Origin of the sequence: Pseudomonas sp. MYb193 (assembly GCF_002966775.1) — a bacterium.
Lineage (GTDB): Bacteria > Pseudomonadota > Gammaproteobacteria > Pseudomonadales > Pseudomonadaceae > Aquipseudomonas > Aquipseudomonas paracarnis.
In genome coordinates this window covers 498,049-521,341 of the sequence record NZ_CP023269.1, presented here as the reverse complement: position 1 = coordinate 521,341, position 23,293 = coordinate 498,049, and the positions used below count along the sequence as shown (strand labels likewise).

Genomic DNA, 23,293 nt, shown 5'->3' with positions numbered 1-23,293 from the left:
AGTGGCACCCATGAGGATAAAAAAATGGCAACGACCACCCTTGGGGTCAAACTCGACGACCCGACCCGCGAACGCCTGAAGGCCGCCGCGACCTCCATTGATCGCACGCCGCACTGGCTGATCAAGCAGGCGATTTTCAATTACCTGGAGAAACTTGAGGGTGGTGCAACCCTGTCCGAGCTCAATGGCTTGAGCACCAAGGAGGCCGATGATGCCGGCGAGGTCCAGGCCGACCACGCCCACCAGTGCTTCCTTGAGTTCGCCGAGAGCATCCTGCCGCAATCGGTATTGCGTGCCGCAATCACCGCCGCTTACCGCCGCCCCGAGCCGGAAGTGGTACCGATGCTGATCGAACAGGCGCGCCTGCCGGCCCCGATGGCCGAAGCCACCAACAAGCTGGCCGCGAGCATTGCCGAAAAACTGCGCAATCAGAAGAGTGCCGGCGGCCGTGCCGGTATTGTTCAGGGCCTGCTGCAAGAGTTCTCCCTGTCGTCCCAGGAAGGCGTGGCGCTGATGTGCCTGGCCGAAGCGCTGCTGCGTATCCCGGACAAAGGCACCCGCGATGCGTTGATCCGCGACAAGATCAGCACCGGCAACTGGCAGCCGCACCTGGGCAACAGCCCATCGCTGTTCGTCAACGCCGCTACCTGGGGCCTGCTGCTGACTGGCAAGCTGGTGTCGACCCACAACGAAGCAGGCCTGACCTCGTCCCTGAGCCGCATCATCGGCAAGAGCGGCGAGCCGATGATCCGCAAGGGCGTCGACATGGCCATGCGCCTGATGGGCGAGCAGTTCGTCACCGGCGAAACCATCGCCGAAGCCTTGGCCAATGCGAGCAAATTCGAAGCCAAGGGCTTCCGCTATTCCTACGACATGCTCGGTGAAGCCGCACTCACCGAACATGACGCCCAGAAGTACCTGGCCTCGTACGAACAAGCCATTCATTCCATCGGCAAAGCTTCCCATGGCCGTGGGATCTATGAAGGCCCGGGCATCTCCATCAAGCTCTCCGCCCTGCACCCGCGCTACAGCCGTGCGCAGTACGAGCGTGTAATGGACGAGCTGTACCCGCGCCTGCTGTCGCTGACCTTGCTGGCCAAGCAGTACGACATCGGCCTGAACATCGACGCCGAAGAAGCCGACCGCCTGGAGCTGTCCCTGGACCTGCTCGAGCGCCTGTGCTTCGAGCCGCAATTGACCGGCTGGAACGGCATCGGCTTTGTGATCCAGGCGTACCAGAAGCGTTGCCCGTATGTGATCGACTACGTCATCGACCTGGCCCGCCGCAGCCGCCATCGCCTGATGATCCGCCTGGTAAAAGGCGCGTACTGGGACAGCGAAATCAAGCGCGCCCAGGTCGAAGGCCTGGAAGGCTACCCGGTCTACACCCGCAAGGTGTACACCGACGTTTCCTACATTGCCTGCGCACGCAAACTGCTGTCGGTGCCGGAAGTCATCTACCCGCAGTTCGCCACGCACAACGCCCACACCTTGTCGGCTATCTACCATATTGCCGGTCAGAACTATTACCCCGGCCAGTACGAGTTCCAGTGCCTGCACGGCATGGGTGAACCGCTGTACGAACAGGTTGTAGGCAAGGTTTCCGAAGGTAAGTTGAACCGTCCGTGCCGTGTATACGCGCCGGTTGGTACCCACGAAACACTGCTGGCCTATCTGGTACGCCGCCTGCTGGAAAACGGCGCCAACACCTCGTTCGTCAACCGTATCGCTGACCAGTCCATCTCGATCCAGGAATTGGTAGCCGACCCGGTGGCCAGTATCGAGCAAATGGCAACCCAGGAAGGCGGTTTCGGCCTGCCGCACCCGCGCATCCCTTTGCCGCGTGACCTGTACGGCAGCGACCGCGCCAACTCGGCGGGTATCGACCTGGCCAACGAACATCGTCTGGCCTCGCTGTCCTGCGCCCTGCTGGCCACCGCTCACAACAACTGGAAGGCCGCACCGATGCTCGGTTGCGCCGCCAGCAATGAAGCGGCACAACCAGTGCTGAACCCATCCGACCTGCGTGACGTGGTCGGCCAGGTACAGGAGGCCACCGTCGAAGACGTCGACAACGCCATCCAGTGCGCCATCAGCGCCGCGCCGATCTGGCAGGCCACCCCGCCCGCCGAACGCGCTGCCATCCTGGAACGCGCCGCCGACCTGATGGAAGGCGAGATCCAGCCGCTGATGGGCCTGCTGGCCCGTGAAGCCGGCAAGACCTTCGCCAACGCCATCGCGGAAGTGCGTGAAGCCGTGGACTTCCTGCGCTACTACGCAGTGCAGGCGCGCAACGACTTTACCAATGATGCCCACCGCCCATTGGGCCCGGTGGTGTGCATCAGCCCGTGGAACTTCCCGCTGGCGATCTTCAGCGGTCAAGTCGCTGCGGCATTGGCTGCCGGTAACCCGGTGCTGGCCAAGCCTGCCGAGCAGACGCCGCTGGTGGCTGCCCAGGCCGTACGCATCCTGCTTGAAGCCGGTATTCCGGAAGGTGTGCTGCAATTACTGCCAGGTCAGGGCGAAAGCGTCGGTGCCCGTCTGGTGGGTGATGATCGCGTCAAAGGCGTGATGTTCACCGGTTCCACCGAAGTGGCGCGCCTGCTGCAACGCAATGTCGCCGGTCGCCTGGATGCCCAGGGTCGCCCGATTCCGCTGATCGCCGAAACCGGTGGCCAGAACGCGATGATCGTCGATTCCTCGGCGCTGACCGAACAAGTGGTGATCGACGTCGTATCGTCGGCCTTCGACAGCGCCGGTCAACGTTGTTCGGCCCTGCGCGTACTGTGCCTGCAGGAAGATTCGGCAGACCGTGTGGTCGAAATGCTCAAGGGCGCCATGGCTGAATGCCGCCTGGGTAACCCGGAACGCCTTTCGGTCGACATCGGCCCGGTAATCGACGCCGAAGCCAAGGCCGGTATCGAGAAACACATCCAGGCCATGCGCGACAAAGGCCGCAACGTTTACCAGGTGGCGATTGCCGACGGTGAAGAGATCAAGCGCGGCACCTTCGTGATGCCGACCCTGATCGAGCTGGAAAGCTTCGACGAGCTGCAACGCGAGATCTTCGGCCCGGTACTGCACGTAGTGCGCTACAAGCGCAAAGAGATCGACCAGCTCATCGGCCAGATCAACGCTTCCGGCTACGGCCTGACCCTGGGCGTGCACACCCGCATCGACGAGACCATCGCCAAGGTGATCGACAACGTCAATGCCGGTAACGTCTACGTCAACCGCAACATTGTTGGCGCCGTGGTCGGCGTGCAGCCGTTCGGCGGTGAAGGCCTGTCCGGCACTGGCCCCAAAGCCGGTGGCCCGCTGTACCTATATCGCTTGCTGTCGACTCGTCCTACCGATGCTATCGAGCAATCCTTCGTGCGGGGCGACAAGTTGGCGGCGCCGGACGTGCGCCTGCGCGATGCCATGAGCCAATCGCTGACCGCCCTGAAAACCTGGGCCGATGGCAATAAGTTCAGCGAACTGAGTGCCTTGTGCACGCAATTCGCCGCCCAATCGCAAAGCGGTATCACCCGCCAACTGGCCGGCCCGACCGGCGAGCGCAACAGCTACGCCATCCTGCCGCGCGAGCACGTGCTGTGCCTGGCCGAAGTGGAAGGCGACCTGCTGACCCAACTGGCGGCGGTATTGGCCGTCGGCGGTTCGGCGGTATGGCCGGAAACCGAGTTGACCAAGACCTTGTTCCCACGCCTGCCTAAAGAAATTCAGGCGAAGATCAAGCGCGTGGCCGACTGGACCAAGGACGACGTGGTGTTTGACGCCGTGCTGCATCACGGTGATTCCGACCAACTGCGTGCGGTGTGCCAGCAAGTGGCGCAGCGCGGTGGGGCAATTGTCGGGGTGCATGGCATGTCGCAAGGCGAAACGGCGATTGCGCTGGAGCGTCTGGTGATCGAGCGTGCGTTGAGCGTTAACACTGCTGCAGCGGGTGGTAACGCCAGCCTGATGACCATCGGCTAACTGATACAACGCGGCAAAAGTGTGGGAGCTGGCTTGCCTGCGATAGCGGTGAGCCAGTGACATAGATGTCGACTGGCACGGCCTCATCGCAGGCAAGCCAGCTCCCACACTGATCGCGCTCCACCTCGCGCCAGCGTTCTGCCCTTCTATCACTTAAATCAATCTTGCTATCCACTCTCCATTCGCGCACTTAGACTCAGGCCAATTCCTTCAAAGGTACGCCGCCATGTCCGAGACGCTGCTCAGTTCCCGCAATCTGGCTTTCGAGCTGTACGAAGTCCTCGATGCCGAGGGCCTGACCCAGCGCGAGCGGTTTGCCGAACACAACCGCGAAACCTTCGATGCCGCGATCAGCACGGCGCGTAACATCGCAGAAAAGTACTTCGCCCCTCACAACCGCAAGAACGACGAAAACGAACCGCGCTATGAAAACGGCCAGGCGATCCTGATTCCGGAGGTCAAACCCGCCGTGGACGCCTTCCTTGAAGCCGGCTTCCTCAACGCAGCACGCAGCTTTGAAGCAGGCGGCATGCAACTGCCGACCCTGTTGTCCCAAGCTTGTTTCGCGCACTTCCAATCGGCCAACGCCGCCTCGACGTCCTACCCGTTCCTGACCATGGGCGCCGCCAACCTCATTGAGAGCTTCGGCACCGAGGAGCAGAAAAAACGCTTCCTGCAGCCAATGATCGACGGGCGCTTCTTCGGCACCATGGCCCTGACCGAGCCCCATGCCGGTTCCTCCCTGTCGGACATTCGTACCCGCGCAGAACCCGCGGCTGACGGCAGTTATCGGCTCAAGGGCAACAAGATCTTTATCTCCGGTGGCGACCATTCGCTGTCGGAAAACATCGTGCATATGGTGCTGGCAAAATTGCCGGACGCTCCCGCAGGCGTGAAGGGCATTTCGCTGTTTATCGTGCCCAAGTTCCTGGTCAACGATGACGGCAGCCTGGGCGCTCGCAACGATGTGCTGCTGGCGGGGCTGTTCCACAAGATGGGCTGGCGCGGCACCACGTCCACGGCGCTTAACTTCGGCGATAACGGCAACTGTGTCGGCTATCTGGTGGGCAAGCCGCACCAGGGGCTGAGCTGCATGTTCCAGATGATGAACGAGGCACGCATCGGCGTGGGCATGGGCGCGGTGATGCTCGGTTACGCCGGCTACCTTTACTCCCTGGACTACGCCCGCGAACGGCCCCAGGGGCGCCTGCCTGATAGCAAAGACCCGAGCACCGCACCGGTGGCGATCATCCAGCACGCCGACATCAAGCGCATGCTACTGACCCAGAAAGCCTATGTGGAAGGCGCCTTTGACCTCGGCCTGTACGCGGCGCGGCTATTCGACGACACCACCACCCTGGCAACCGACACTGAGCGCAAGCAAGCCCACGAACTGCTGGACCTGCTTACGCCGATCGTCAAATCCTGGCCGTCGGAGTTCTGCCTCAAGGCCAACGAGCTGGCGATCCAGATTCTTGGCGGCCACGGCTACACCCGCGAATACCCGGTGGAGCAGTACTACCGCGACAACCGTCTGAACCCCATCCATGAAGGCACCCACGGCATCCAGTCCCTGGACCTGCTCGGGCGCAAATTGGCGCAGAACGGCGGCGCCGGCTTGAAGCAATTGATCCGCCTGATCGCCGAAACCGGAGCCCGGGCGCAAAAGCACCCTTCACTCACGGCACTGCGAGAGCCTCTGGAGCAACTGGTAAACCGGCTGCAAAGCGTCACGATTGGCCTGCTGACCGATCTCGCCCAAGGCAAGGTCAACAGCAGCCTTGCGAACTCGGCGCTGTACTTGAAAGTGTTCGGGCACACGGTGATTGGCTGGCGCTGGCTGGAACAGGCGATCCGCGCCGAAGAAGGGCTGGCCAAGGGTGACGAGGCTGACGCGGCCTTTTATAAGGGCAAGCTCCAGGCCGCCCGGTACTTCCTGACCTGGGAAGTACCAAGCTGCCATCATGAACTGGCGATTCTGGAGGCACGCGACGATACGTGCCTGGGCATGCAAGACGAGTGGTTCTAAGGCTGACCGATCACCTTGGAAATCACATCGACCGTGGCGCTGACTTGCTCTTGGTAACGGTCGAGTTCCTGCTGGTGAGCCTGTTGCATTTCAATCTGCTCGGCGCACAGGTTCAGCGCGGCCAGTACCAATAGTTTGTCACCGATCAGGGTCGGGTACTTTTTCTTGGTAACCGCCAGTGAGGCCTTGAGCATGGTCACGGCATGCATCAGGGTCTGATCTTCGCCGGCCGGTGCCTTGATCGAGTAATCCTCTCCGAGAATCGAAACGACCTTTATGCCCTCACTCATGCGCTGACGGGCCCTGCACTTACACGCTCAACCAGCGCCTGGATGCGGGCGGCGGTGGCGCCGTGCTTTTCTTCCTGTTCCATCAGGTTCAGTTGCAGGCTGTCGTTTTCGTCCTTGGCGCGGGCCAGCTCGGCCTTGAGGGATTCGTTGCTGCCCAGCAATTCTTGATTCTGCTGTACGAGGTCGCTGACCAGTTGTTCCAATTGGCTGAGGGATGCTTCTAACATTTTGATTTCTCGGGCTTTTAAAAAGGGCGGTGACGATAAAGAAAATTCACCTCGGATGCCAGGGTTATCCCTGGCCGCGCCGCCCGATGATGCAAGGCCGGGCCGCACTTTCGAGCCTTAGTGACTGCATTTACCCGATCTGGTTCCTGAACTCACCCACCCCCTGGTCCGATGCGACAAAAGCGCGCGCCCCTTTAAGACTTTAGTCGCATGGCCGATAAGGCGGGCACACCTCGTCTCATGGCCGCATGGATAGCGCCTCCCCCAGGACTCCAGCATGTCTCTTCGTAATATGAATATCGCCCCGAGGGCCTTCCTCGGCTTCGCATTTATTGGCGCCTTGATGTTGTTGCTCGGTGTGTTCGCCCTGAACCAGATGAGCAAAATTCGTGCAGCCACCGAAGACATTACCTCAGCCAGCGTCCCCAGCATTCGCGCTGTGGATGAACTCACTCAACTGACCCTGCGCCTGCGCGTGCTGTCGTACCGCTTGCTGACCAACCGCGAGCCGGATGTACAGCAAAAGACCCTGGAAGCCTTTGAACTGCGCAATCAGCAGATTCGCACAGCCCAGGACATCTACGAAAAACTGATCACCAGCACCGAAGAGCGCAACGCTTATAACGAGTACGTCCGCTTGCTAGGCCAGTACCGCCAGATTGAAGAGCGCATGAAGAGCCTGTCTCGCGCCAATCAGGTCAACGAGCTGCGCAGCCTGCTCAACACCGAGTTGCTGGACAACTCCGAGCAGGTCAATGCGGTCTTGACCCGCTTGCTGGATATCAATAACGACGACGCCAACGCCACCAACCAGCGCGCCAAAGACCAATACGACATGGCCTTTGACCTGGTGGTAGGCCTGCTGGTGATTGCCACGGCGCTGACCTTGCTGTTTGCCTGGTTGCTGACCCGCAGCATCACCCTGCCCATCGCCCAGGCGCTAGAAGCCGCCGAAGAAGTGGCCGAAGGCAACCTGACGCGCCCGATCACCGTGGACGGCAACGACGAAGCCGGGCGCCTGCTCGCGGCCATGGCCAAGATGCAACACAAACTGCGCGACACACTGCAACGGATCGCCGGTTCCGCTACCCAGCTGGCGTCTGCCGCTGAAGAGCTGAATGCGGTCACCGAGGAAAGCGCCCGTGGCCTGACCCAGCAGAACAACGAAATCGAACAGGCCGCCACTGCCGTCAACGAGATGACCAGTGCGGTGGAAGAAGTCGCACGCAACGCGGTGAGCACCTCCGAAGCCTCGCGCAATGCCACCACCTCTGCCGGTGACGGTCGCGACCTGGTGCAGGAAACCGTTAGCGCTATCGAACGCATGAGTACCGACGTGCAGGCCACCGCTTCCCTGATTGGCGACCTGGCCAATGAATCGAGGGATATCGGCAAAGTACTGGACGTGATCCGTGGCCTGGCTGACCAGACCAACCTGCTGGCCCTGAACGCCGCGATCGAAGCAGCTAGAGCCGGGGAAGCCGGGCGTGGTTTCGCCGTGGTGGCGGATGAAGTGCGGGCGCTGGCCCATCGCACCCAGCAGTCCACCAGCGAAATCGAGCGCATGATCGGCAGCATCCAGACAGGCACTGAACACGCGGTGGACTCGATGCGCAACAGCACCGAGCGCGCCGAATCGACACTCAACATCGCCCGAGGCGCGGGCCTGTCGCTGGACACCATCAACACGGCGATTGTGGAGATCAACGAGCGCAACCTGGTGATCGCCAGCGCGGCGGAAGAACAGGCCCAGGTGGCGCGGGAAGTGGACCGCAACCTGGTGAATATCCGTGACCTGTCGGTGCAATCGGCCACCGGCGCCAGCCAGACCAGTGCGGCGAGCGGTGAGTTGTCGCGCTTGGCGGTGGATCTGAATGGGATGGTCGGAAGGTTCCGCCTCTGAAATAAGCCTTTGCTCACACCGCATACCTTGTGGAAGCTGGCTTGCCTGCGATAGCAATCTGTCAGCTAACGCCCATGGCGCCTGGCACACCGCAATCGCAGGCAAGCCAGCTCCCACATTTGAGCGATGTGCAGCCACAAAAGCTTTTTGACAGCGCAGCAATTCAACAGGTTAGAATCCCTGGCACGCAGACTGCATGGTCAGTTTGCGTCCTGTCTTCCCCCTGCCCTGGAGTACTGCCTTTGAATGCGACGACCATCAACAGCCTGTTCTTGATCGGCGCGTTGCTGGTGACTGCGAGCATTCTGGTGAGTTCGCTTTCGTCACGCCTGGGTATCCCTATCCTGGTGATTATCCTGGCCGTGGGCATGACCGCCGGGGTCGATGGCGGTGGCATCATTTTCGATAACTACCCGACCGCCTATCTGGTGGGCAACCTCGCCCTCGCCGTGATCCTGCTCGACGGCGGTTTGCGTACCCGGGTGGCGAGTTTCCGCGTGGCGCTGTGGCCGGCCTTGTCCCTGGCCACGGTGGGGGTGTTGATTACCACCGGCCTCACGGGCATGGCGGCGGCCTGGCTGTTCGACCTCAACATCATCCAAGGCTTGCTGATCGGCGCCATTGTTGGCTCAACGGATGCCGCAGCGGTGTTCTCGCTGCTGGGTGGCAAGGGCCTCAACGAACGGGTCAGCGCCAGCCTGGAAATCGAATCCGGCAGCAACGACCCGATGGCGGTGTTCCTCACCGTCACCCTGATCGACATGCTCGCCAGCGGCCAGACCGGCCTGCACTGGAGCTTGCTCACGCACCTGATCCGCGAATTCGGCATCGGTGGCCTGGTAGGCCTGGGCGGCGGCTGGCTGATGCTGCAACTGGTCAACCGCATCAACCTGGCCAACGGCCTGTACCCGATCCTGGTGATCGCCGGCGGCCTGTTCGTTTTCGCCCTGACCAACGCCCTGCACGGCAGCGGCTTCCTCGCCGTGTACCTGTGCGGGCTGGTGATCGGCAACCGCCCGGTGCGCAGCCGCCATGGCATTTTGCATATGCTTGACGGCATGGCCTGGCTGGCGCAGATCGGGATGTTTTTGGTGCTGGGCCTGCTGGTCACGCCTCACGATTTGCTGCCCATCGCCGTGCCCGCCCTGGGCCTGGCGCTGTGGATGATCCTGTTTGCCCGGCCGCTGTCGGTGATGGTTGGCCTGCTGCCATTCAAGGCGTTCCACGGGCGCGAAAAGGCCTTTATCGCCTGGGTCGGCCTGCGCGGCGCGGTACCGATCATCCTCGCGGTGTTTCCGCTGATGGCCGGCCTGCCCCATGCGCAGCTGTACTTCAACCTGGCATTCTTTATCGTGCTGGTCTCGCTGTTGGTGCAGGGCACCAGCCTGCCGTGGGTGGCCAAGTTGCTCAAAGTCACCGTACCGCCAGACCCAGCGCCGATCTCCCGCGCGGCCCTGGAAGTGCACGTTACCAGCGAGTGGGAGTTGTTCGTCTACCGCCTCGGCGCCGAAAAATGGTGCATCGGCGCGGCCCTGCGCGAGCTGAAAATGCCCGAAGGCACGCGCATCGCCGCGCTGTTTCGTGGCCAGCAACTGCTCCATCCGTCGGGTAGTACGGTGCTGGAAGTCGGCGATCTGCTCTGTGTGATCGGCCACGAACACAACCTGCCGGCCCTGGGCAAACTGTTCAGCCAGGCACCGCAACGGGGCCTCGATTTGCGCTTCTTCGGTGACTTCGTACTCGAAGGCGACGCCCAGCTGGGCGCGGTTTCCGCCTTGTACGGGCTCAAACTTGAAGGTATCGACCCGGACATGCCATTGAGCCGCTTCATTACCCAGAAGGTTGGCGGTGCACCGGTAGTCGGCGACCAGGTGGAATGGAACAACACCATCTGGACTGTCGCCGTCATGGACGGGAACAAGATTGGCAAAGTTGGCGTCAGATTCCCCGAAGGAAGTCGCCCGGGCCCCGGACTCTTCCTCTAAACTGCGGGACAACGACGCCCCCGATTCTTCACTTTGCAAGACCGGTCTCTATGCCAACCCTGCGTACTTTTCTCGCCACTGCCCTGCTGGGCCTGACCCTTTGTGTTGGCAGCGTATACGCCGCCGACCCGCCCAGCGCCGAAGCCGTCCAGCAAAGCCTGGATAAACTGCCCGACCGCAAGCTGCCTGACGCCGACATGAAGGCACTGCAGGCGACCCTGCAACAGACCCTGACCTACCTGGGCAATCAGCAGGACTACGAGCAGCGCCTGGCCGACCTCAAGCGCCAGCTGGAAGAGGCCCCGCGCCAGACCAATGAGAACCAGCGTGAGCTGGCGCGCCTCAAGGCCACCAAAATCATCCCGGTGGCCCAACGCTACGCCAGCCTGCCGGTGCCGCAGCTTGAGCAGTTATTGGTGCAACGCAGCACCCAGCAAGGCGACCTGCAAAAAGAACTGGCCGACGCCAACAGCCTGACTATCGCCGCCCAGACCCGCCCCGAGCGCGCCCAGACCGAGATCAGCAGCAGCCAGACACGCATCCAGCAAATCAACGCGACGCTCAAGCTCGGCAAAGACAATGGCAAACCCCTCAGCGGCGACCAGCGCAACCAGCTCAACGCCGAACTGGCGGCCCTGAATGCCTTGATTCCCCTGCGCCGCCAGGAATTGGCCGGCAACAGTCAGCTGCAAGACCTGGGCAACAGCCAGCACGACCTGATCCAGGAAAAAACCGCACGCCTGGAGCAAGAAATCCAGGACCTGCAAACCCTGATCAACCAGAAACGCCTGGCCCAGTCCCAGCAGACGGTGACCCAACAGTCCATCGAAGCGCAGAAAGCCGGCGGCAGTAGCATCCTGGCCAAGGAAAGCGCAGACAACCTGAAGCTGTCCGACTACCTGCTCAAGAGCACCGACCGCCTCAACGACCTGACCCAGAAAAACCTGCAGACCAAGCAGCAACTGGACACCGTGACCCAAAGCGATTCGGCCCTGGACGAGCAGATCAACGTGCTCAAGGGCAGCCTGCTGCTGTCCAAGATTCTCTATAAACAAAAGCAGGCCCTGCCGCGTCTCACCGTGGACAAAGACCTGGCCGACGACATCGCCAACATTCGCCTGTACCAGTTCGAGGTCAACCAACAGCGTGAGCTGATCACCTCTCCCAGCGCTTATGTGGACAACCTGCTGGCCAACCAACCGCCGGATGAGGTCACCCCGCAACTGCGCCGCACCTTGCTGGAAGTGGCGCTCACCCGCAGCGACCTGCTGGAACGCCTGAGCCGCGAGCTGAGTGCGCTGCTGAACGAATCCATCACCCTGCAACTGAACCAGAAACAACTGCTCAGCACCGCCAGCACCCTGCGCGCCACGCTCGACGAGCAAATGTTCTGGATCCCCAGCAACAAGCCGCTGGACACCGAATGGCTGGAAACCGTACCGGCGCATCTGAGCAAACAGGTCACCACCCTGCCCTGGGCGTCCAGCGTCAGCGAGCTGTATGACGGCCTGACCCAACGCCCACTGCTGTTCCTGCCGCTGCTGTTGCTGATCGGCGCGCTGTTGTGGCGACGCAATGCGCTGTATGTGCGCCTGAAAAAGGTTCACCAGGACATCGGCCACTTCAAGCGCGACAGCCAGTGGCATACGCCGCAGGCCATCCTGATCAACATTCTGCTGGCGATGCCCGTGGCTCTGGGCCTGGCGCTGTGCGGCTACGCGTTGCAGATCGACGCCCGCGGGCAGAACGCCAACCTGGGCGCGGCCTTGTTGCAGATCGCCCAGGCCTGGCTGGTGTTCTACACCGCCTACCGCATCCTCGCGCCGGGCGGCGTGGCGGAGTTGCACTTTCGCTGGGAAAGGCCCCAGGTCGAATTCCTGCAAGGCTGGATACGCAAGCTCGGGCTGGTGGTACTGGCGTTGGTGGCCGTGGTCGCGATTGCCGAACATCAACCGGCGGCGCTGGCTGACGACGTGTTGGGTATCGCCGTGGTACTGACCTGCTACGGGCTGATGGCCTGGCTGCTGGGCCGTCTGCTGCTGAACAGCCCTACCCACGAAAAGGCCTCGTTGTTTCGCAAAGCTATCGGGGTGGTGTTCACCGCCCTGCCCATCGCACTGTTTATTGCCGTGTGCTTTGGCTATTACTACACCGCGCTGAAACTCAGCGACCGGCTGATCAATACCCTGTACCTGCTGATGTTCTGGCTGGTGATCGAAGCCACCTTCGTGCGCGGCCTGGGTGTTGCCGCAAGGCGCCTGGCCTACGCCCGGGCCCTGGCCAAACGCCAGGCAGCCAAGGAGGCCGGTGACGGCGAAGCGGTGATCGAAGAGCCGACCCTGGACATCGAGCAGGTCAACGAACAGTCCATGCGCCTGATCCGCCTGGCCTTGCTCGGCGGCTTTATCGCGGCGTTGTATTGGGTGTGGTCGGACCTGATCTCGGTATTTTCCTACCTGGACAACGTCACCCTGTACGAATACACCAGCGGCACAGGTACGAATATCAGCATGGTGCCCATCAGCATCGGCGACCTGCTGGGTGCGTCGATCATCATCGGTATCACCTTCGCCCTGGCGCGCAACCTGCCCGGCCTGCTGGAAGTCCTGGTGCTGTCCAAGCTCGACCTCGCCCAAGGCAGCGCCTACGCCACCACCACCTTGCTGTCCTACATCATTGCCGGCGTGGGCTTTGTCACCACCCTTTCCACACTCGGTGTGAGCTGGGACAAACTGCAATGGCTGGTGGCCGCGCTGTCGGTGGGCCTGGGTTTCGGCATGCAGGAGATCTTCGCCAACTTCATCTCCGGCATCATGATTTTGTTCGAACGCCCAGTGCGCATTGGCGACACCATTACCATCGGCAACCTGTCGGGTACGGTAAGCAAGATCCGCATTCGTGCCACCACCATCACCGACTTCGACAACAAGGACATCATCGTCCCCAACAAGACCTTCATCACCGGGCAACTGATCAACTGGTCGCTGACCGACACCATCACCCGTGTCACCCTGAAACTGGGCGTGGACTATGGCTCCGACCTGGATCTGGTGAAGGAATTGCTACTCAAGGCGGCGCGAGAAAACCCACGGGTACTCAAAGAGCCGGAACCTCATGTGTACTTCCTCAACTTCGGCGAAAGCACCCTCGACCACGAACTGCGCATGCATGTTCGCGACCTGGGCGACCGTAACCCGGTGTTGGACGAGGTCAACCGCTACATCAATCGTGAGTTCAAGAAACAGCACATCAACATCTCGTTCCGGCAGATGGAAATCTACCTGAAGAATCTTCACGGCCAGGAATACAAATTGGTGCCGGCCGAAGACGAGCGCAAGACCATCGCCGAGCCCCTCGACAAGCCCGACGCCCCCGAGCCTCCCGCAGGCAAAGTGGCGGATGCGCCGGAGCCGCCACCCAGCAAACTCGACTAAACGCCCTATCCCCAGCAGAATGCTCGGACATTCTGCTGGAGATGGCCGGTGAAAGCCCTCGACGAACTGACCTTCGACAACCGCTTCGCACGCCTGGGCGACGCATTCTCGACCCACGTACTGCCCGAGCCCCTCGACGAGCCGCGCCTGGTGGTCGCGAGCAAGGCCGCCATGGCCCTGCTTGACCTCGACCCGGCCGTGGCCGAAACCCCGGTATTTGCCGAGCTGTTCGGCGGCCACAAGCTGTGGGCCGAGGCAGAACCACGGGCGATGGTGTATTCCGGGCATCAATTCGGCGGCTACACCCCGCAGTTGGGCGATGGCCGCGGGTTATTGCTGGGCGAGGTCTATAACGAGGCCGGCGAGCATTGGGATTTACACCTCAAGGGCGCCGGGATGACGCCTTACTCGCGCATGGGCGACGGGCGTGCCGTGTTGCGCTCTTCGATTCGTGAATTCCTCGCCTCCGAGGCCCTGCATGCGCTAGGCATCCCCACCAGCCGCGCCCTGTGCGTGATCGGCTCCAGCACGCCGGTATGGCGGGAGAAACAGGAACGCGGGGCGATGGTTTTACGCCTGGCCCACAGCCATATTCGCTTCGGGCACTTCGAATATTTCTATTACACCAAGAAGCCTGAGCAACAGGCCGAACTGGCCGAGCACGTGCTGAACCTGCACTACCCCGAGTGCCGCGAGCAACCCGAGCCATACCTGGCGATGTTCCGTGAAATCGTCGAGCGCAACGCCGAAATGATCGCCAAATGGCAGGCTTATGGTTTTTGCCACGGCGTGATGAACACCGACAACATGTCGATCCTGGGCATTACCTTCGACTTCGGGCCCTTCGCGTTTCTCGATGATTTTGACGCGCACTTCATCTGCAACCATTCCGATCATGAGGGGCGTTACTCCTTCAGCAACCAGGTGCCGATCGGGCAGTGGAACCTCAGCGCCTTGGCCCAGGCGCTTACACCGTTCATCAGCGTTGAGGCACTGAAAGAAGCCCTCGGCCTGTACCTGCCGCTGTATCAAGCGCACTACCTGGACCTGATGCGCCGCCGGCTGGGGCTGACCACCGCCGAAGAAGACGACCAGACGCTGGTGGAGGGTTTGCTCAAGCTGATGCAGAACAGCGGTGTGGACTACACGCTGTTCTTGCGCCGCCTGGGCGACGAATCGGCGACGTTAGCCGTGGCGCGGTTGCGTGATGACTTTGTCGACATGGCCGGGTTTGATGCCTGGGCCGAGCGGTACAAGGCCCGTGTTGCACGGGATGGGGATGACACCCAGGAACAGCGCCGTGAGCGCATGCACGCGGTCAACCCGCTGTACATCCTGCGCAACTACCTGGCCCAAAACGCCATCACCGCCGCCGAATCAGGCGACTACAGCGAAGTGCGGCGGCTGCATGACGTGCTGACCAGGCCGTTTGAGGAACAAGCGGGCATGGAGCAGTACGCGCAACGGCCGCCGGATTGGGGTAAGCATTTGGAGATTAGTTGTTCGTCGTGACCCCTTAGATAAAGGTCTCCACCGACACCCCGAAACGCTCGGCCAGCCAACGAATCTGGCGCACGTTGAGCTGGCGCTTTCCGCTCAATATCTCCGAGACAACTGATTGCGCCCCAACGCCAGGAAGGTCACTCTGGGTAAGATTGTGCTCGCGCATCATGTAGCGCAGCACATCGACCCCGCTAGCGACGGGCATTGGGCGATGCTCACGATCATAAGCTTCGATCCAGTCGCTCAGAATGTCGACCAGGCTCATTAGCGGGCTGTCCTCGTCTTCACCCACCAGACTCAATAGTTCATCCAAGCCGCACACCAGTGCGTCGTAGTCTGCGTCGTTTTCCGGCTTGCGCAGCACAGGCGAAACGAACTGCCAGTGCTCTGCCGCCACTCGCATAAGTGCGCTCATCTGCTTTTTTCCTTCCATTTGTTTTTCTCATAATCACGGTGGTCAAGCAGGTGTTTGATGTAAACGCGCTGCATTCGATACTGCACCGACGCAATCAACCTCAGCTTGTTACCGCCAATATCAAATACATGAAATTCACCGACCTTGTCGGTGGCGGGAAACATGGCTTTCATTGCGGCAAAGTCCTTGGGGGCGTTGCGCTTGATCACGCGATACCACTGATCCAGAGCTGTTGCAGAGCGCGGCCATTTTCCTTTTGCTTCCCAGATCCTGCTTTCACTGATGACTCGCATGCAACGTCCTTATCGCATCTTGCTATGAAGGTTAAACCTGAATTCGAACTATCGCAATTTGCTATAGCCGCAAACAGACCGGTGGAGCACAACAAAAAGCCTAGCCACACCGTTCACGCTGGCGAGCGACGAAAATGTGAGCGAATAAGTATCTATATCCTTGATAAACCTCTGTCTCGACACCAAATACCCAACTGGCCAAACCCCAGGAGCCTCCAATGTCCGAACCTCTTGTAATCCCCTGCCCTCATTGCAACGGCCTCAACCGTATCCCCGGCGAACGCCTGGGTGACGCGCCCAAGTGCGGGCGCTGCAAGCAGTCGGTGTTGCTGAACAAACCCTTTGATTTGAAACAGGGCGACTATGCCAGCCAGATCAAGGGCGACCTGCCGCTTTTGGTCGATGTGTGGGCCGACTGGTGTGGGCCGTGCAAGTCGTTTGCGCCGGTATTCGAACAAGCAGCCGGGCAGTTGGAAGGCAAGTGCCGGCTGGCGAAGCTGGACAGCGAGGCTAACCAGCAGCTGTCGGCGCAATTGGGGATTCGCTCGATTCCCAGTTTGATTCTGTTCAAGAACGGCCGCGAAGTAGCGCGCCAGAGCGGGGCGTTTCCGTTGCCGCAGTTGATGAGTTGGTTGAGCAGCCAGGGGGTGTAAACGTCCCCCTCAATCAACTCGGTCAATGTGGGAGCTGGCTTGCCTGCGATGCAGGCGACTCGGTCGGTCTGATACACCGAGGCGATGCCATCGCAGGCAAGCCAGCTCCCACATTGAATGCATTTCAGCTTCAGGACAGCGGGGCTTCGCGGTCCATCATCTGGCTGACCAGCATGACGCCCAGTTCGCTTAGCTGGTGGATGGCCAGCGCTACGTCGCGGTGCTCGCCGGTGAGGTCGTTGGACAGGTTGAGCAGCAAGGTGCGCACCGAGGAGAAGGTTTCGTAGCTGTTGAGCACGAGGGTTTCGGTGGGGAGGTTGGGTGAAACATTGAAAAGACGGATAGACATGCATTTGTTCCCTGATAGGGCCACTACCGTTTCGCTACTAAACGAAGGGTGGCAGCTGTACGCAGGTTAGTAGACCGGGGAACAAAGCAAAGACCGGCGCACCCGAAGGTGCCCTGCGCACAGCCACCATCAGGTAGGCGATAAACGCCATGCTTTTGGAGCAGTTGCACATGCTTTGGTCGGTCGGGCTACTAAACCCGATCACTGAACATTCAGCGACCGGCAAACCTTAGAGACGCCCATCCAGACGCACAAGCCGGCGGATTCTGGCGTAGCTGTAGGCAAGGTTACAAGGCACAAGCCCCATTACCAGAGGAGTCCTACAGACCCTGTGGGACAAATCCAACTCACCTGCCGAAATGCCCCCCCACAATTAACCGCGCCCGACCACCCACTCCACGATGCGAAGCGAGTCGCTCTTGATCTTGCTTTTGATCTTAGGCGCCCCGTTAAACCACGCTGGCCGGAATTCGACAGGGATTTGGGGGGTAAACCGGCAGGGATGCCGGTTTAGCCGCCCCGCGCCATGGATGGCGCGTGGCGGCGGCCCCCCAAATCCCTGGCGGATTACGGGCACACCGAGCCTAAGCGAGGTGCCGAGTGGTGGGGCGAGGACCTTTTGGTTACTTTTGGGTCCTTCCAAAAGTGACCCGCTGTCAGAGCGGAACCCTAGGTGGCCGTTACCGCAGGAATGGATATGTACTCGGTATAACAGTGTCGACTGTGAGGCCGCCTTCGCGAGCAAGCCCGCTCCCACAGTTTGACCGCGGGGTGTCAGGGAGATAGGTGTCGGCTGTCAGGCCGTCTTCGCAGGCAAGCCACACATTTGGATCGCGGTGCCTCAGCTAGATCAGCGTCGGCTGTGAGGCCGTAACGGCCCGGCCCCCACAGTGCTCGAGGTCAGGCGTTTTCCAGCAGGTTATGCAGGTCCACAAACTGCTGCGTCAGCTTATGCCGTGGGTCCAGGTGGATCAGCGGCTTGCTCTCCTGGTGCGACTCGCGCATACGCACGGAGCTGGCCAGGTACACCGGCAGTACCGGCAGCCCTTCGGCAATCAACTCATCGAGAATCTGTTGCGGCAGGCTCGCCCGTGCCTGGAATTGGTTGACCACGATGCCTTCCACTTCCAGGCCTTCGTTATGGTCGTCCTTCAATTCTTCGATCTCAGCCAGCAGGCCATACAGGGCCTGGCGGGAAAAGCTGTCGCAATCGAAGGGGATCAGTACGCGATCGGCGGCAATCAGCGCCGAAACCGCGTAAAAATTCAACGCGGGTGGGGTGTCGAGGTAAATCCGGTCGTAATCCTCGCTCAACTCATCCAGCAGCTTTCGCAGCTTGTTGATCTTGTGCTTGGCTTCAAGCTTGGGCTGCAGGTCTGCCAGCTCGGCGGTGGCGGTGATCACGTGCAGGTTGTCGAACGGCGTTTCGTAGATATCCACCTTGTTCTTCTTCGAAAACGGCCCGGAAGACAACGTTTGCTTGAAAAAATCCGCGATTCCCATGGGGATGTCGTCGCCCGTCAGCCCGGTGAGGTACTGAGTTGAGTTGGCCTGTGCATCGAGGTCCACCAACAGGGTTCGATAACCTTCGCTGGCGCTGACCGCCGCCAGGTTGCAGGCGATGCTGGACTTGCCCACACCGCCTTTTTGATTGAACACCACGCGCCGCATGGAAAAACCTCCGTGTATCAATGAATCCTCCGAGTGTAGAGCGCAAAAGCGCCGGTTAGCTACCTCGTTCATCCTTACGCGCTGCCTGGCTCACAAATGAATGGAAACCGCGCAACGATCGAGTCCGGCCTTCGCTCGCCGATAATCTGTAAATTCTTCCAACTTATTTGTGATCAATAGTGAACAAACTTTCACCACTATTTGCTAGAACCCCACGGCACCGGGATAATGCGCGCCATACGGCCATTGCTCCCTGTCCCGGAATCCGGGGCCATTGGCCGCACATGGAAGCCCGCAGGGGCGGGATAACTTCTCAGTGATCAACTTCAACATCGCCCAATGGCGCGCCTGGGCTCCTGGCCTTGCGAGTGCGGACGACTGGTACGCCTGGTGCCGGGACCCGGTGTTGCCGCCTGTCAGCGAAGCGTCCCCCGATGTGTCATTTTTGCCAGCCATGCAGCGCCGCCGTCTGAGCCGGCTGGCGCGCATGGCGTTCAGCGTCGGCTGGCCGCTGGCCGAGGGCCTTGAAGACCTGCCACTGGTGTTTATTTCCCGCCACGGCGAAACCCCGCGCACCTTGGACATCCTCAGCGACCTGGCCAACGAGCAGCCGCTGTCGCCGACTCAGTTCAGCCTTTCGGTGCATAACGCGGTGATTGGCCTGTGGTCGATCCTGCGCAATGAAACCAGCGAGATGACCGCCCTCGCCGCCGCCGGCGATGGCCTCGAACATGGCCTGCTCGAAGCCGCCGCTCTGCTCAACGAAGGCGCCGCCGCCGTATTGCTGGTGATCACCGAAGAACAACCGCCCCACGCCTACGCCAGCTGGATTACGGATGTGCCGTTCCCCTATGCCCTCGGGCTGTTGCTCACGCCGGGCGACGAGTGGCAACTGGAACTCACCACCGGCACTGTCCAACTCACTCAAACCCAGTGGCCCCACGCCCTGAACCTGCTGCGCACCCTGCTGACCGAACAGGGCGCCTGCCAACATGCCTGGAAGAACCGAGTATGGAACTGGCAACGCAAGCCCTGACCCACAAGCCACGGCAGGCCTACTACTGGCGCCTGTTCGCCACGGCCCTCAGCTTTTGCCTGTTCGGCATCGGCGGGCTGTGCCTGCGTTTGCTGGTGTTTCCGCTGCTCAGTTGCCTGCCGGGCGACGCCAGCCAGCACCAACGGCGCGCACGCCACACCATCAGTTGCCTGTTCTGGTTTTTCATTCGCCTGATGAAGGGCCTGGGCATTCTCACCTACAGCGTCGAGGGTGCCGAAAAGCTTGGCCGCCCTGGCCAGATGATCGTCGCCAACCACCCGTCGCTGATCGACGTGGTGTTCCTGATCGGCCTGATGCGCCAGACCAACTGCGTGGTCAAGCAGAGCCTGTTCCAGAACCCGTTCACCCGCAGCCCGGTGCGCGATGCCGGCTATATCAGCAACGACGGCAGTGCCGACATGCTCGATGCCGCAGCCGACGCCCTGCGCGCCGGCCAGACGCTGATCATCTTTCCCGAAGGCACCCGCACCACGCCGGGCGCGGCGCCGGCCTTTCATCGCGGCGGTGCGGCCATTGCGCTGCGGGGTGCGACAATCGTCACGCCAGTGGTGATCAAGGTCAGCCCCACCACCCTGACCAAGGCCGAACCCTGGTATCGCATCCCCCACCGTCGATTTCACTTCAGTTTGCGCGTGGGCGCCGATATAGAGCCACAAGCGTTTGCCGCAGTCGGGCCCGCGCCCCAGGCTTCACGCAAGCTCAACGATCACCTGCATCACTATTTCATTAAGGAGCTCGCCGAAGATGAGCGACCAACACCGCCTTGAGCACGACATAAAGACGCTGATCATCGAGGCCCTGGGCCTGGAAGACATCAGCCCCGACGACATTGGCAGCGACCAGACCCTGTTTGGCGAAGGCCTGGGCCTGGATTCGGTCGATGCGCTGGAATTGGGCCTGGCGATCCAGAAAACCTACGGCATCAAAATCGATGCCGACGCCAAGGACACCCGCAATCACTTCACCAACGTGGCCAGCCTTGCGGCATTCGTCACGGCCCGACAGGCAGCTTGAGACCGTACCATGCAAACTCGTGACGATATCTTCAACACCCTGCGCGACGCCTTGGTGGAACTGTTTGAACTGCCCCCGGAACGCGTCACCCTCGACGCCAACCTGTACCAGGACCTGGAAATCGACAGCATCGACGCCGTGGACCTGATCGACCACATCAAGCGCCAGACTGGCAAGAAAATTGCCGCCGAAGAGTTCAAGGCGGTACGCACAGTGAACGACGTGGTAGAGGCGGTGTACCGTCTGGTCCAGCCCGCCGCATGAGCCGGCTGATCGGCCTTGGCCTGTTATTGGCGGGGCTGCTGTACCCCTTCGCGGTGTATTACGGCACCGAGCACTTTGCACCTTGGCAGTTCGGCTTGCTGCTGGGCAGCCTGTGGCTGTTGCGCGCGCTCACCGCTGCGCGGCGCCCGGGCAGCCGTTGGATGGCGGTGGTGGTGATCGTGTTTTGCCTGGCACTGGCATGGTTCGATAACCCCCAGTGGCTGCGTTGGTACCCGAGCCTGGTCAGCGGGTTCATGCTGGCGCTGTTCGGCCTGAGCCTGAAGTACGGCCCGCCGATGGTCGAGCGCCTGGCACGCATGACCGACCCGCACCTGCCGCCCCACGCGGTGGTGTATACCCGCCAGGTCACCCTGGTGTGGAGTGTGTTTTTTCTCTGTAATGGCCTGCTCGCCGCCGCGCTCACCCTGTGGGCGCCGCTGAGCTGGTGGACGTTGTACAACGGCCTGATCGCCTACGGGTTGATGGGCCTGTTGTTTGCCGTGGAATGGCTGGTACGACAAAGGGTTCGAGGCCGCGTATGAAAGGGTTGAAACTTGAGCACTTGCTGCTTGAGCCACTGCAAGATCGCGGGGTGACCGCCGAGCCCCTCATGAATCACGCGCAACTGTGCGAGCACTCCCTGAGCCTCGCCGCAGGCCTCAAGGCCCGGGGCATCCGGCGCCTGGCCGTGCACCTGGAAGACGCCGGCCTGCTGGCGATTGCACTGCTGGGCGCCTGGCGCGCCGGTGCGAGCGTGCTGCTGCCCGCCGACCTGCAACCCCAGACGCGCCAACGCTGGGCCACTGCCGTGGATGCCTGGCTGGTCGATGCCAGCGACCTGGACGCGCTGTATCAAGCGCCCTTGAGCGCCGCCCCCCTCGACCTGGACAACTGCCAACTGAGCCTGTGCACCTCCGGCTCCAGCGGCGAGCCCAAGCGCATCGACAAGTCCCTGCGCCAGCTGGCCAATGAAGTAGAGGCGCTGGAAGCCCTATGGGGCGTAGATCTCAAGGACGCCTGCATCATCGGTAGCGTCGCTACCCAGCATATCTACGGCTTGCTGTTTCGCGTGTTGTGGCCGCTGTGTGCCGGCCGCACCTTTGTGCGCAAGCAACTGGCGTTCCCCGAAGACATGCAGCGCGCCAGCCGTGAGCACCCGCAATTCGCCTGGGTGGCCAGCCCGGCGCTGCTCAAACGCATGGGCGACAACCTCGACTGGCCGGCACTGAGCCAGGTTGCACGGGTATTTTCCTCCGGTGGCGCGTTGCCGGTTGATGCGGCCGGCAGCCTCTACGACCGTTTGCAGCAATGGCCGACAGAAATCCTCGGCAGCTCGGAAACCGGTGGCATCGCCTGGCGCCAGGGCGCGCAACCCTGGCAGCCGTTTGCCGATGTGCAACTGAGCCAGGATGCCGACGGCGCTCTGCGTATCGCATCAAAATACCTGCCCGAAGGGCACATCGAACAGACTGCCGACGCTGCACGCATTCATGCCGATGGCCGTTTTGAGTTGCTGGGCCGCCTGGACCGTATCGTCAAGCTGGAAGAAAAACGCATCTCCCTGCCGATGTTGGAACAAGCGCTGATCGCCCATGAATGGGTGGCCGACACCCGCCTGGGCGTGGTGCAGGAAAACCGTGCGTCCCTGGGTGCCGTGGTGGTGCTCACCGACGCGGGGCTGCATGCCCTGCGCAACCAGGGACGCCGCACGCTCACCCAGACGCTGCGCCAGCACCTGAGCCAACATTGCGAAGCCCTGGCCTTGCCGCGCCGCTGGCGTGTGTTGCGCCAATTGCCGCTGAACAGCCAGGGCAAATTGCCCCAGGCCGATATCGAAGCCTTGTTGCTGGCGCCTCGCCCCAAGGGGCCTGAGGTGTTGGCACAAGTCGAAACCGAAGGTGAATGGACCTTGCAACTAAGCATCCCGCCGGACCTGGCCTATTTCAGCGGGCACTTCCCGGTCACCCCGGTATTGCCAGGGGTGGTGCAGGTGGAATGGGCGTTCAACCTGGGCCAACAATTGCTCGACCTGCCAACCCGGTTCGCCGGCATGGAAGTGCTCAAGTTCCAGCAACTGGTGCGCCCGGGCGATCACATCGAATTGCATCTGCGCTTTGATCGGGAGCGTAGCAAACTGTACTTCGCCTATCGCAATGGGGTTGCAGCGTGCTCAAGCGGGCGGATAGTGCTGGAGGCCGCGCATGCATGACCTGTTCTCGTGGCGAGGG

The 23,293-nt window shown here is 61.3% G+C and carries 19 protein-coding genes and 1 pseudogene; 14 read left to right on the top strand and 6 right to left on the bottom strand.

Annotated features, from left to right (window positions below; translation table 11 throughout):
- Positions 1-24: 24 nt before the first annotated feature.
- A complete protein-coding gene (gene putA / locus CLM72_RS02315; protein ID WP_105225517.1) occupies positions 25-3,978 on the top strand; it encodes a trifunctional transcriptional regulator/proline dehydrogenase/L-glutamate gamma-semialdehyde dehydrogenase in 3,954 nt (1,317 codons plus the stop codon).
- A gap of 226 nt (positions 3,979-4,204) precedes the next feature.
- Positions 4,205-6,007: an acyl-CoA dehydrogenase gene (locus CLM72_RS02310; protein WP_105225516.1), complete on the top strand. Its 1,803-nt coding sequence runs from the start codon at positions 4,205-4,207 to the stop codon at positions 6,005-6,007.
- Here the strand turns inward: CLM72_RS02310 and CLM72_RS02305 are convergent.
- Both CLM72_RS02305 and CLM72_RS02300 read right to left on the bottom strand, forming a co-directional pair.
- The gene (locus CLM72_RS02305; protein ID WP_003187971.1) at positions 6,004-6,297 is read right to left on the bottom strand and encodes a cell division protein ZapA; all 294 of its coding nucleotides are present in this window, start codon (positions 6,295-6,297) and stop codon (positions 6,004-6,006) included. The genes CLM72_RS02310 and CLM72_RS02305 overlap by 4 nt on opposite strands.
- A complete protein-coding gene (locus tag CLM72_RS02300; protein ID WP_003187970.1) occupies positions 6,294-6,524 on the bottom strand; it encodes a hypothetical protein in 231 nt (76 codons plus the stop codon). The genes CLM72_RS02305 and CLM72_RS02300 overlap by 4 nt, the downstream gene beginning before the upstream one ends.
- 277 nt (positions 6,525-6,801) lie before the next feature.
- On the opposite strand from CLM72_RS02300, the pseudogene CLM72_RS29490 reads away from it, so the two are divergent.
- From CLM72_RS29490 to selO, 5 genes and pseudogenes are all read left to right on the top strand, one after another.
- Positions 6,802-7,524 (top strand): annotated as a pseudogene (locus CLM72_RS29490) (MCP four helix bundle domain-containing protein); the annotation flags it as partial.
- A gap of 30 nt (positions 7,525-7,554) precedes the next feature.
- Positions 7,555-8,427, top strand: a complete 873-nt coding sequence (locus tag CLM72_RS29485; RefSeq protein WP_371920465.1) for a methyl-accepting chemotaxis protein — start codon at positions 7,555-7,557, stop codon at positions 8,425-8,427.
- Positions 8,428-8,669: 242 nt separating this feature from the next.
- On the top strand, positions 8,670-10,412 hold the full coding sequence (locus CLM72_RS02290; protein WP_044270843.1) for a potassium/proton antiporter: 1,743 nt from the start codon (positions 8,670-8,672) through the stop codon (positions 10,410-10,412).
- 50 nt (positions 10,413-10,462) lie between these two features.
- Positions 10,463-13,846 (top strand): mechanosensitive channel MscK, encoded by a 3,384-nt coding sequence (mscK, locus tag CLM72_RS02285; RefSeq protein ID WP_105225514.1) that lies wholly within the window; start codon positions 10,463-10,465, stop codon positions 13,844-13,846.
- A gap of 48 nt (positions 13,847-13,894) precedes the next feature.
- Positions 13,895-15,358, top strand: a complete 1,464-nt coding sequence (gene selO, locus CLM72_RS02280) for a protein adenylyltransferase SelO (RefSeq protein WP_105225513.1) — start codon at positions 13,895-13,897, stop codon at positions 15,356-15,358.
- Positions 15,359-15,362: 4 nt separating this feature from the next.
- Here selO and CLM72_RS02275 read toward each other — a convergent pair whose 3' ends face one another.
- Complete coding sequence (locus CLM72_RS02275; RefSeq protein WP_003187963.1) at positions 15,363-15,764, bottom strand: type II toxin-antitoxin system HigA family antitoxin; 402 nt, start codon at positions 15,762-15,764, stop codon at positions 15,363-15,365.
- Entirely contained in the window at positions 15,761-16,057 is a 297-nt protein-coding gene (locus CLM72_RS02270; protein WP_105225512.1) for a type II toxin-antitoxin system HigB family toxin, read from the bottom strand. Before CLM72_RS02270 ends, CLM72_RS02275 begins: the two co-directional genes overlap by 4 nt.
- Before the next feature lie 218 nt (positions 16,058-16,275).
- Here CLM72_RS02270 and trxC point away from each other — a divergent pair, with 218 nt between their 5' ends.
- On the top strand, positions 16,276-16,710 hold the full coding sequence (gene trxC / locus CLM72_RS02265) for a thioredoxin TrxC (RefSeq protein WP_105225511.1): 435 nt from the start codon (positions 16,276-16,278) through the stop codon (positions 16,708-16,710).
- Positions 16,711-16,840: 130 nt separating this feature from the next.
- On the opposite strand, the gene CLM72_RS02260 is transcribed toward trxC, so the two are convergent.
- Entirely contained in the window at positions 16,841-17,059 is a 219-nt protein-coding gene (locus CLM72_RS02260) for a DUF6124 family protein (protein ID WP_105225510.1), read from the bottom strand.
- 900 nt (positions 17,060-17,959) lie between these two features.
- The gene (locus tag CLM72_RS02255; RefSeq protein WP_014716606.1) at positions 17,960-18,730 is read right to left on the bottom strand and encodes a ParA family protein; all 771 of its coding nucleotides are present in this window, start codon (positions 18,728-18,730) and stop codon (positions 17,960-17,962) included.
- A gap of 316 nt (positions 18,731-19,046) precedes the next feature.
- On the opposite strand from CLM72_RS02255, the gene CLM72_RS02250 reads away from it, so the two are divergent.
- From CLM72_RS02250 to CLM72_RS02225, 6 genes are read left to right on the top strand one after another with little or no spacing between them, the layout of a single operon-like run.
- The gene (locus CLM72_RS02250) at positions 19,047-19,766 is read left to right on the top strand and encodes a beta-ketoacyl synthase chain length factor (protein WP_054896224.1); all 720 of its coding nucleotides are present in this window, start codon (positions 19,047-19,049) and stop codon (positions 19,764-19,766) included.
- The gene (locus CLM72_RS02245) at positions 19,742-20,554 is read left to right on the top strand and encodes a 1-acyl-sn-glycerol-3-phosphate acyltransferase (RefSeq protein WP_105225509.1); all 813 of its coding nucleotides are present in this window, start codon (positions 19,742-19,744) and stop codon (positions 20,552-20,554) included. Before CLM72_RS02250 ends, CLM72_RS02245 begins: the two co-directional genes overlap by 25 nt.
- Positions 20,532-20,801: a phosphopantetheine-binding protein gene (locus tag CLM72_RS02240; RefSeq protein ID WP_105225508.1), complete on the top strand. Its 270-nt coding sequence runs from the start codon at positions 20,532-20,534 to the stop codon at positions 20,799-20,801. Before CLM72_RS02245 ends, CLM72_RS02240 begins: the two co-directional genes overlap by 23 nt.
- A 9-nt stretch (positions 20,802-20,810) precedes the next feature.
- Complete coding sequence (locus CLM72_RS02235) at positions 20,811-21,065, top strand: acyl carrier protein (protein ID WP_003187949.1); 255 nt, start codon at positions 20,811-20,813, stop codon at positions 21,063-21,065.
- Positions 21,062-21,607, top strand: coding sequence for a hypothetical protein (locus tag CLM72_RS02230; protein WP_105225507.1), 546 nt, complete (start codon positions 21,062-21,064; stop codon positions 21,605-21,607). Before CLM72_RS02235 ends, CLM72_RS02230 begins: the two co-directional genes overlap by 4 nt.
- Positions 21,604-23,274, top strand: coding sequence for an AMP-binding protein (locus CLM72_RS02225; RefSeq protein ID WP_105225506.1), 1,671 nt, complete (start codon positions 21,604-21,606; stop codon positions 23,272-23,274). Before CLM72_RS02230 ends, CLM72_RS02225 begins: the two co-directional genes overlap by 4 nt.
- The last annotated feature ends 19 nt before the right edge of the window (positions 23,275-23,293 follow it).

Bases quoted from the DNA above. Each gene is read 5' to 3' on its own strand.
- CLM72_RS02230 (WP_105225507.1), top strand. From the start codon at position 21,062: ATGAGCCGGCTGATCGGCCTTGGCCTGTTATTGGCGGGGCTGCTGTAC.
- CLM72_RS02255 (WP_014716606.1), bottom strand. From the start codon at position 18,730: ATGCGGCGCGTGGTGTTCAATCAAAAAGGCGGTGTGGGCAAGTCCAGC.
- CLM72_RS02225 (WP_105225506.1), top strand. From the start codon at position 21,604: ATGAAAGGGTTGAAACTTGAGCACTTGCTGCTTGAGCCACTGCAAGAT.
- mscK (WP_105225514.1), top strand. From the start codon at position 10,463: ATGCCAACCCTGCGTACTTTTCTCGCCACTGCCCTGCTGGGCCTGACC.
- CLM72_RS02300 (WP_003187970.1), bottom strand. From the start codon at position 6,524: ATGTTAGAAGCATCCCTCAGCCAATTGGAACAACTGGTCAGCGACCTC.
- CLM72_RS02260 (WP_105225510.1), bottom strand. From the start codon at position 17,059: ATGTCTATCCGTCTTTTCAATGTTTCACCCAACCTCCCCACCGAAACC.
- CLM72_RS02235 (WP_003187949.1), top strand. From the start codon at position 20,811: ATGCAAACTCGTGACGATATCTTCAACACCCTGCGCGACGCCTTGGTG.
- trxC (WP_105225511.1), top strand. From the start codon at position 16,276: ATGTCCGAACCTCTTGTAATCCCCTGCCCTCATTGCAACGGCCTCAAC.
- CLM72_RS02275 (WP_003187963.1), bottom strand. From the start codon at position 15,764: ATGAGCGCACTTATGCGAGTGGCGGCAGAGCACTGGCAGTTCGTTTCG.
- CLM72_RS02270 (WP_105225512.1), bottom strand. From the start codon at position 16,057: ATGCGAGTCATCAGTGAAAGCAGGATCTGGGAAGCAAAAGGAAAATGG.
- CLM72_RS02240 (WP_105225508.1), top strand. From the start codon at position 20,532: ATGAGCGACCAACACCGCCTTGAGCACGACATAAAGACGCTGATCATC.
- CLM72_RS02305 (WP_003187971.1), bottom strand. From the start codon at position 6,297: ATGAGTGAGGGCATAAAGGTCGTTTCGATTCTCGGAGAGGATTACTCG.
- putA (WP_105225517.1), top strand. From the start codon at position 25: ATGGCAACGACCACCCTTGGGGTCAAACTCGACGACCCGACCCGCGAA.
- CLM72_RS29485 (WP_371920465.1), top strand. From the start codon at position 7,555: ATGGCCAAGATGCAACACAAACTGCGCGACACACTGCAACGGATCGCC.
- CLM72_RS02245 (WP_105225509.1), top strand. From the start codon at position 19,742: ATGGAACTGGCAACGCAAGCCCTGACCCACAAGCCACGGCAGGCCTAC.
- CLM72_RS02310 (WP_105225516.1), top strand. From the start codon at position 4,205: ATGTCCGAGACGCTGCTCAGTTCCCGCAATCTGGCTTTCGAGCTGTAC.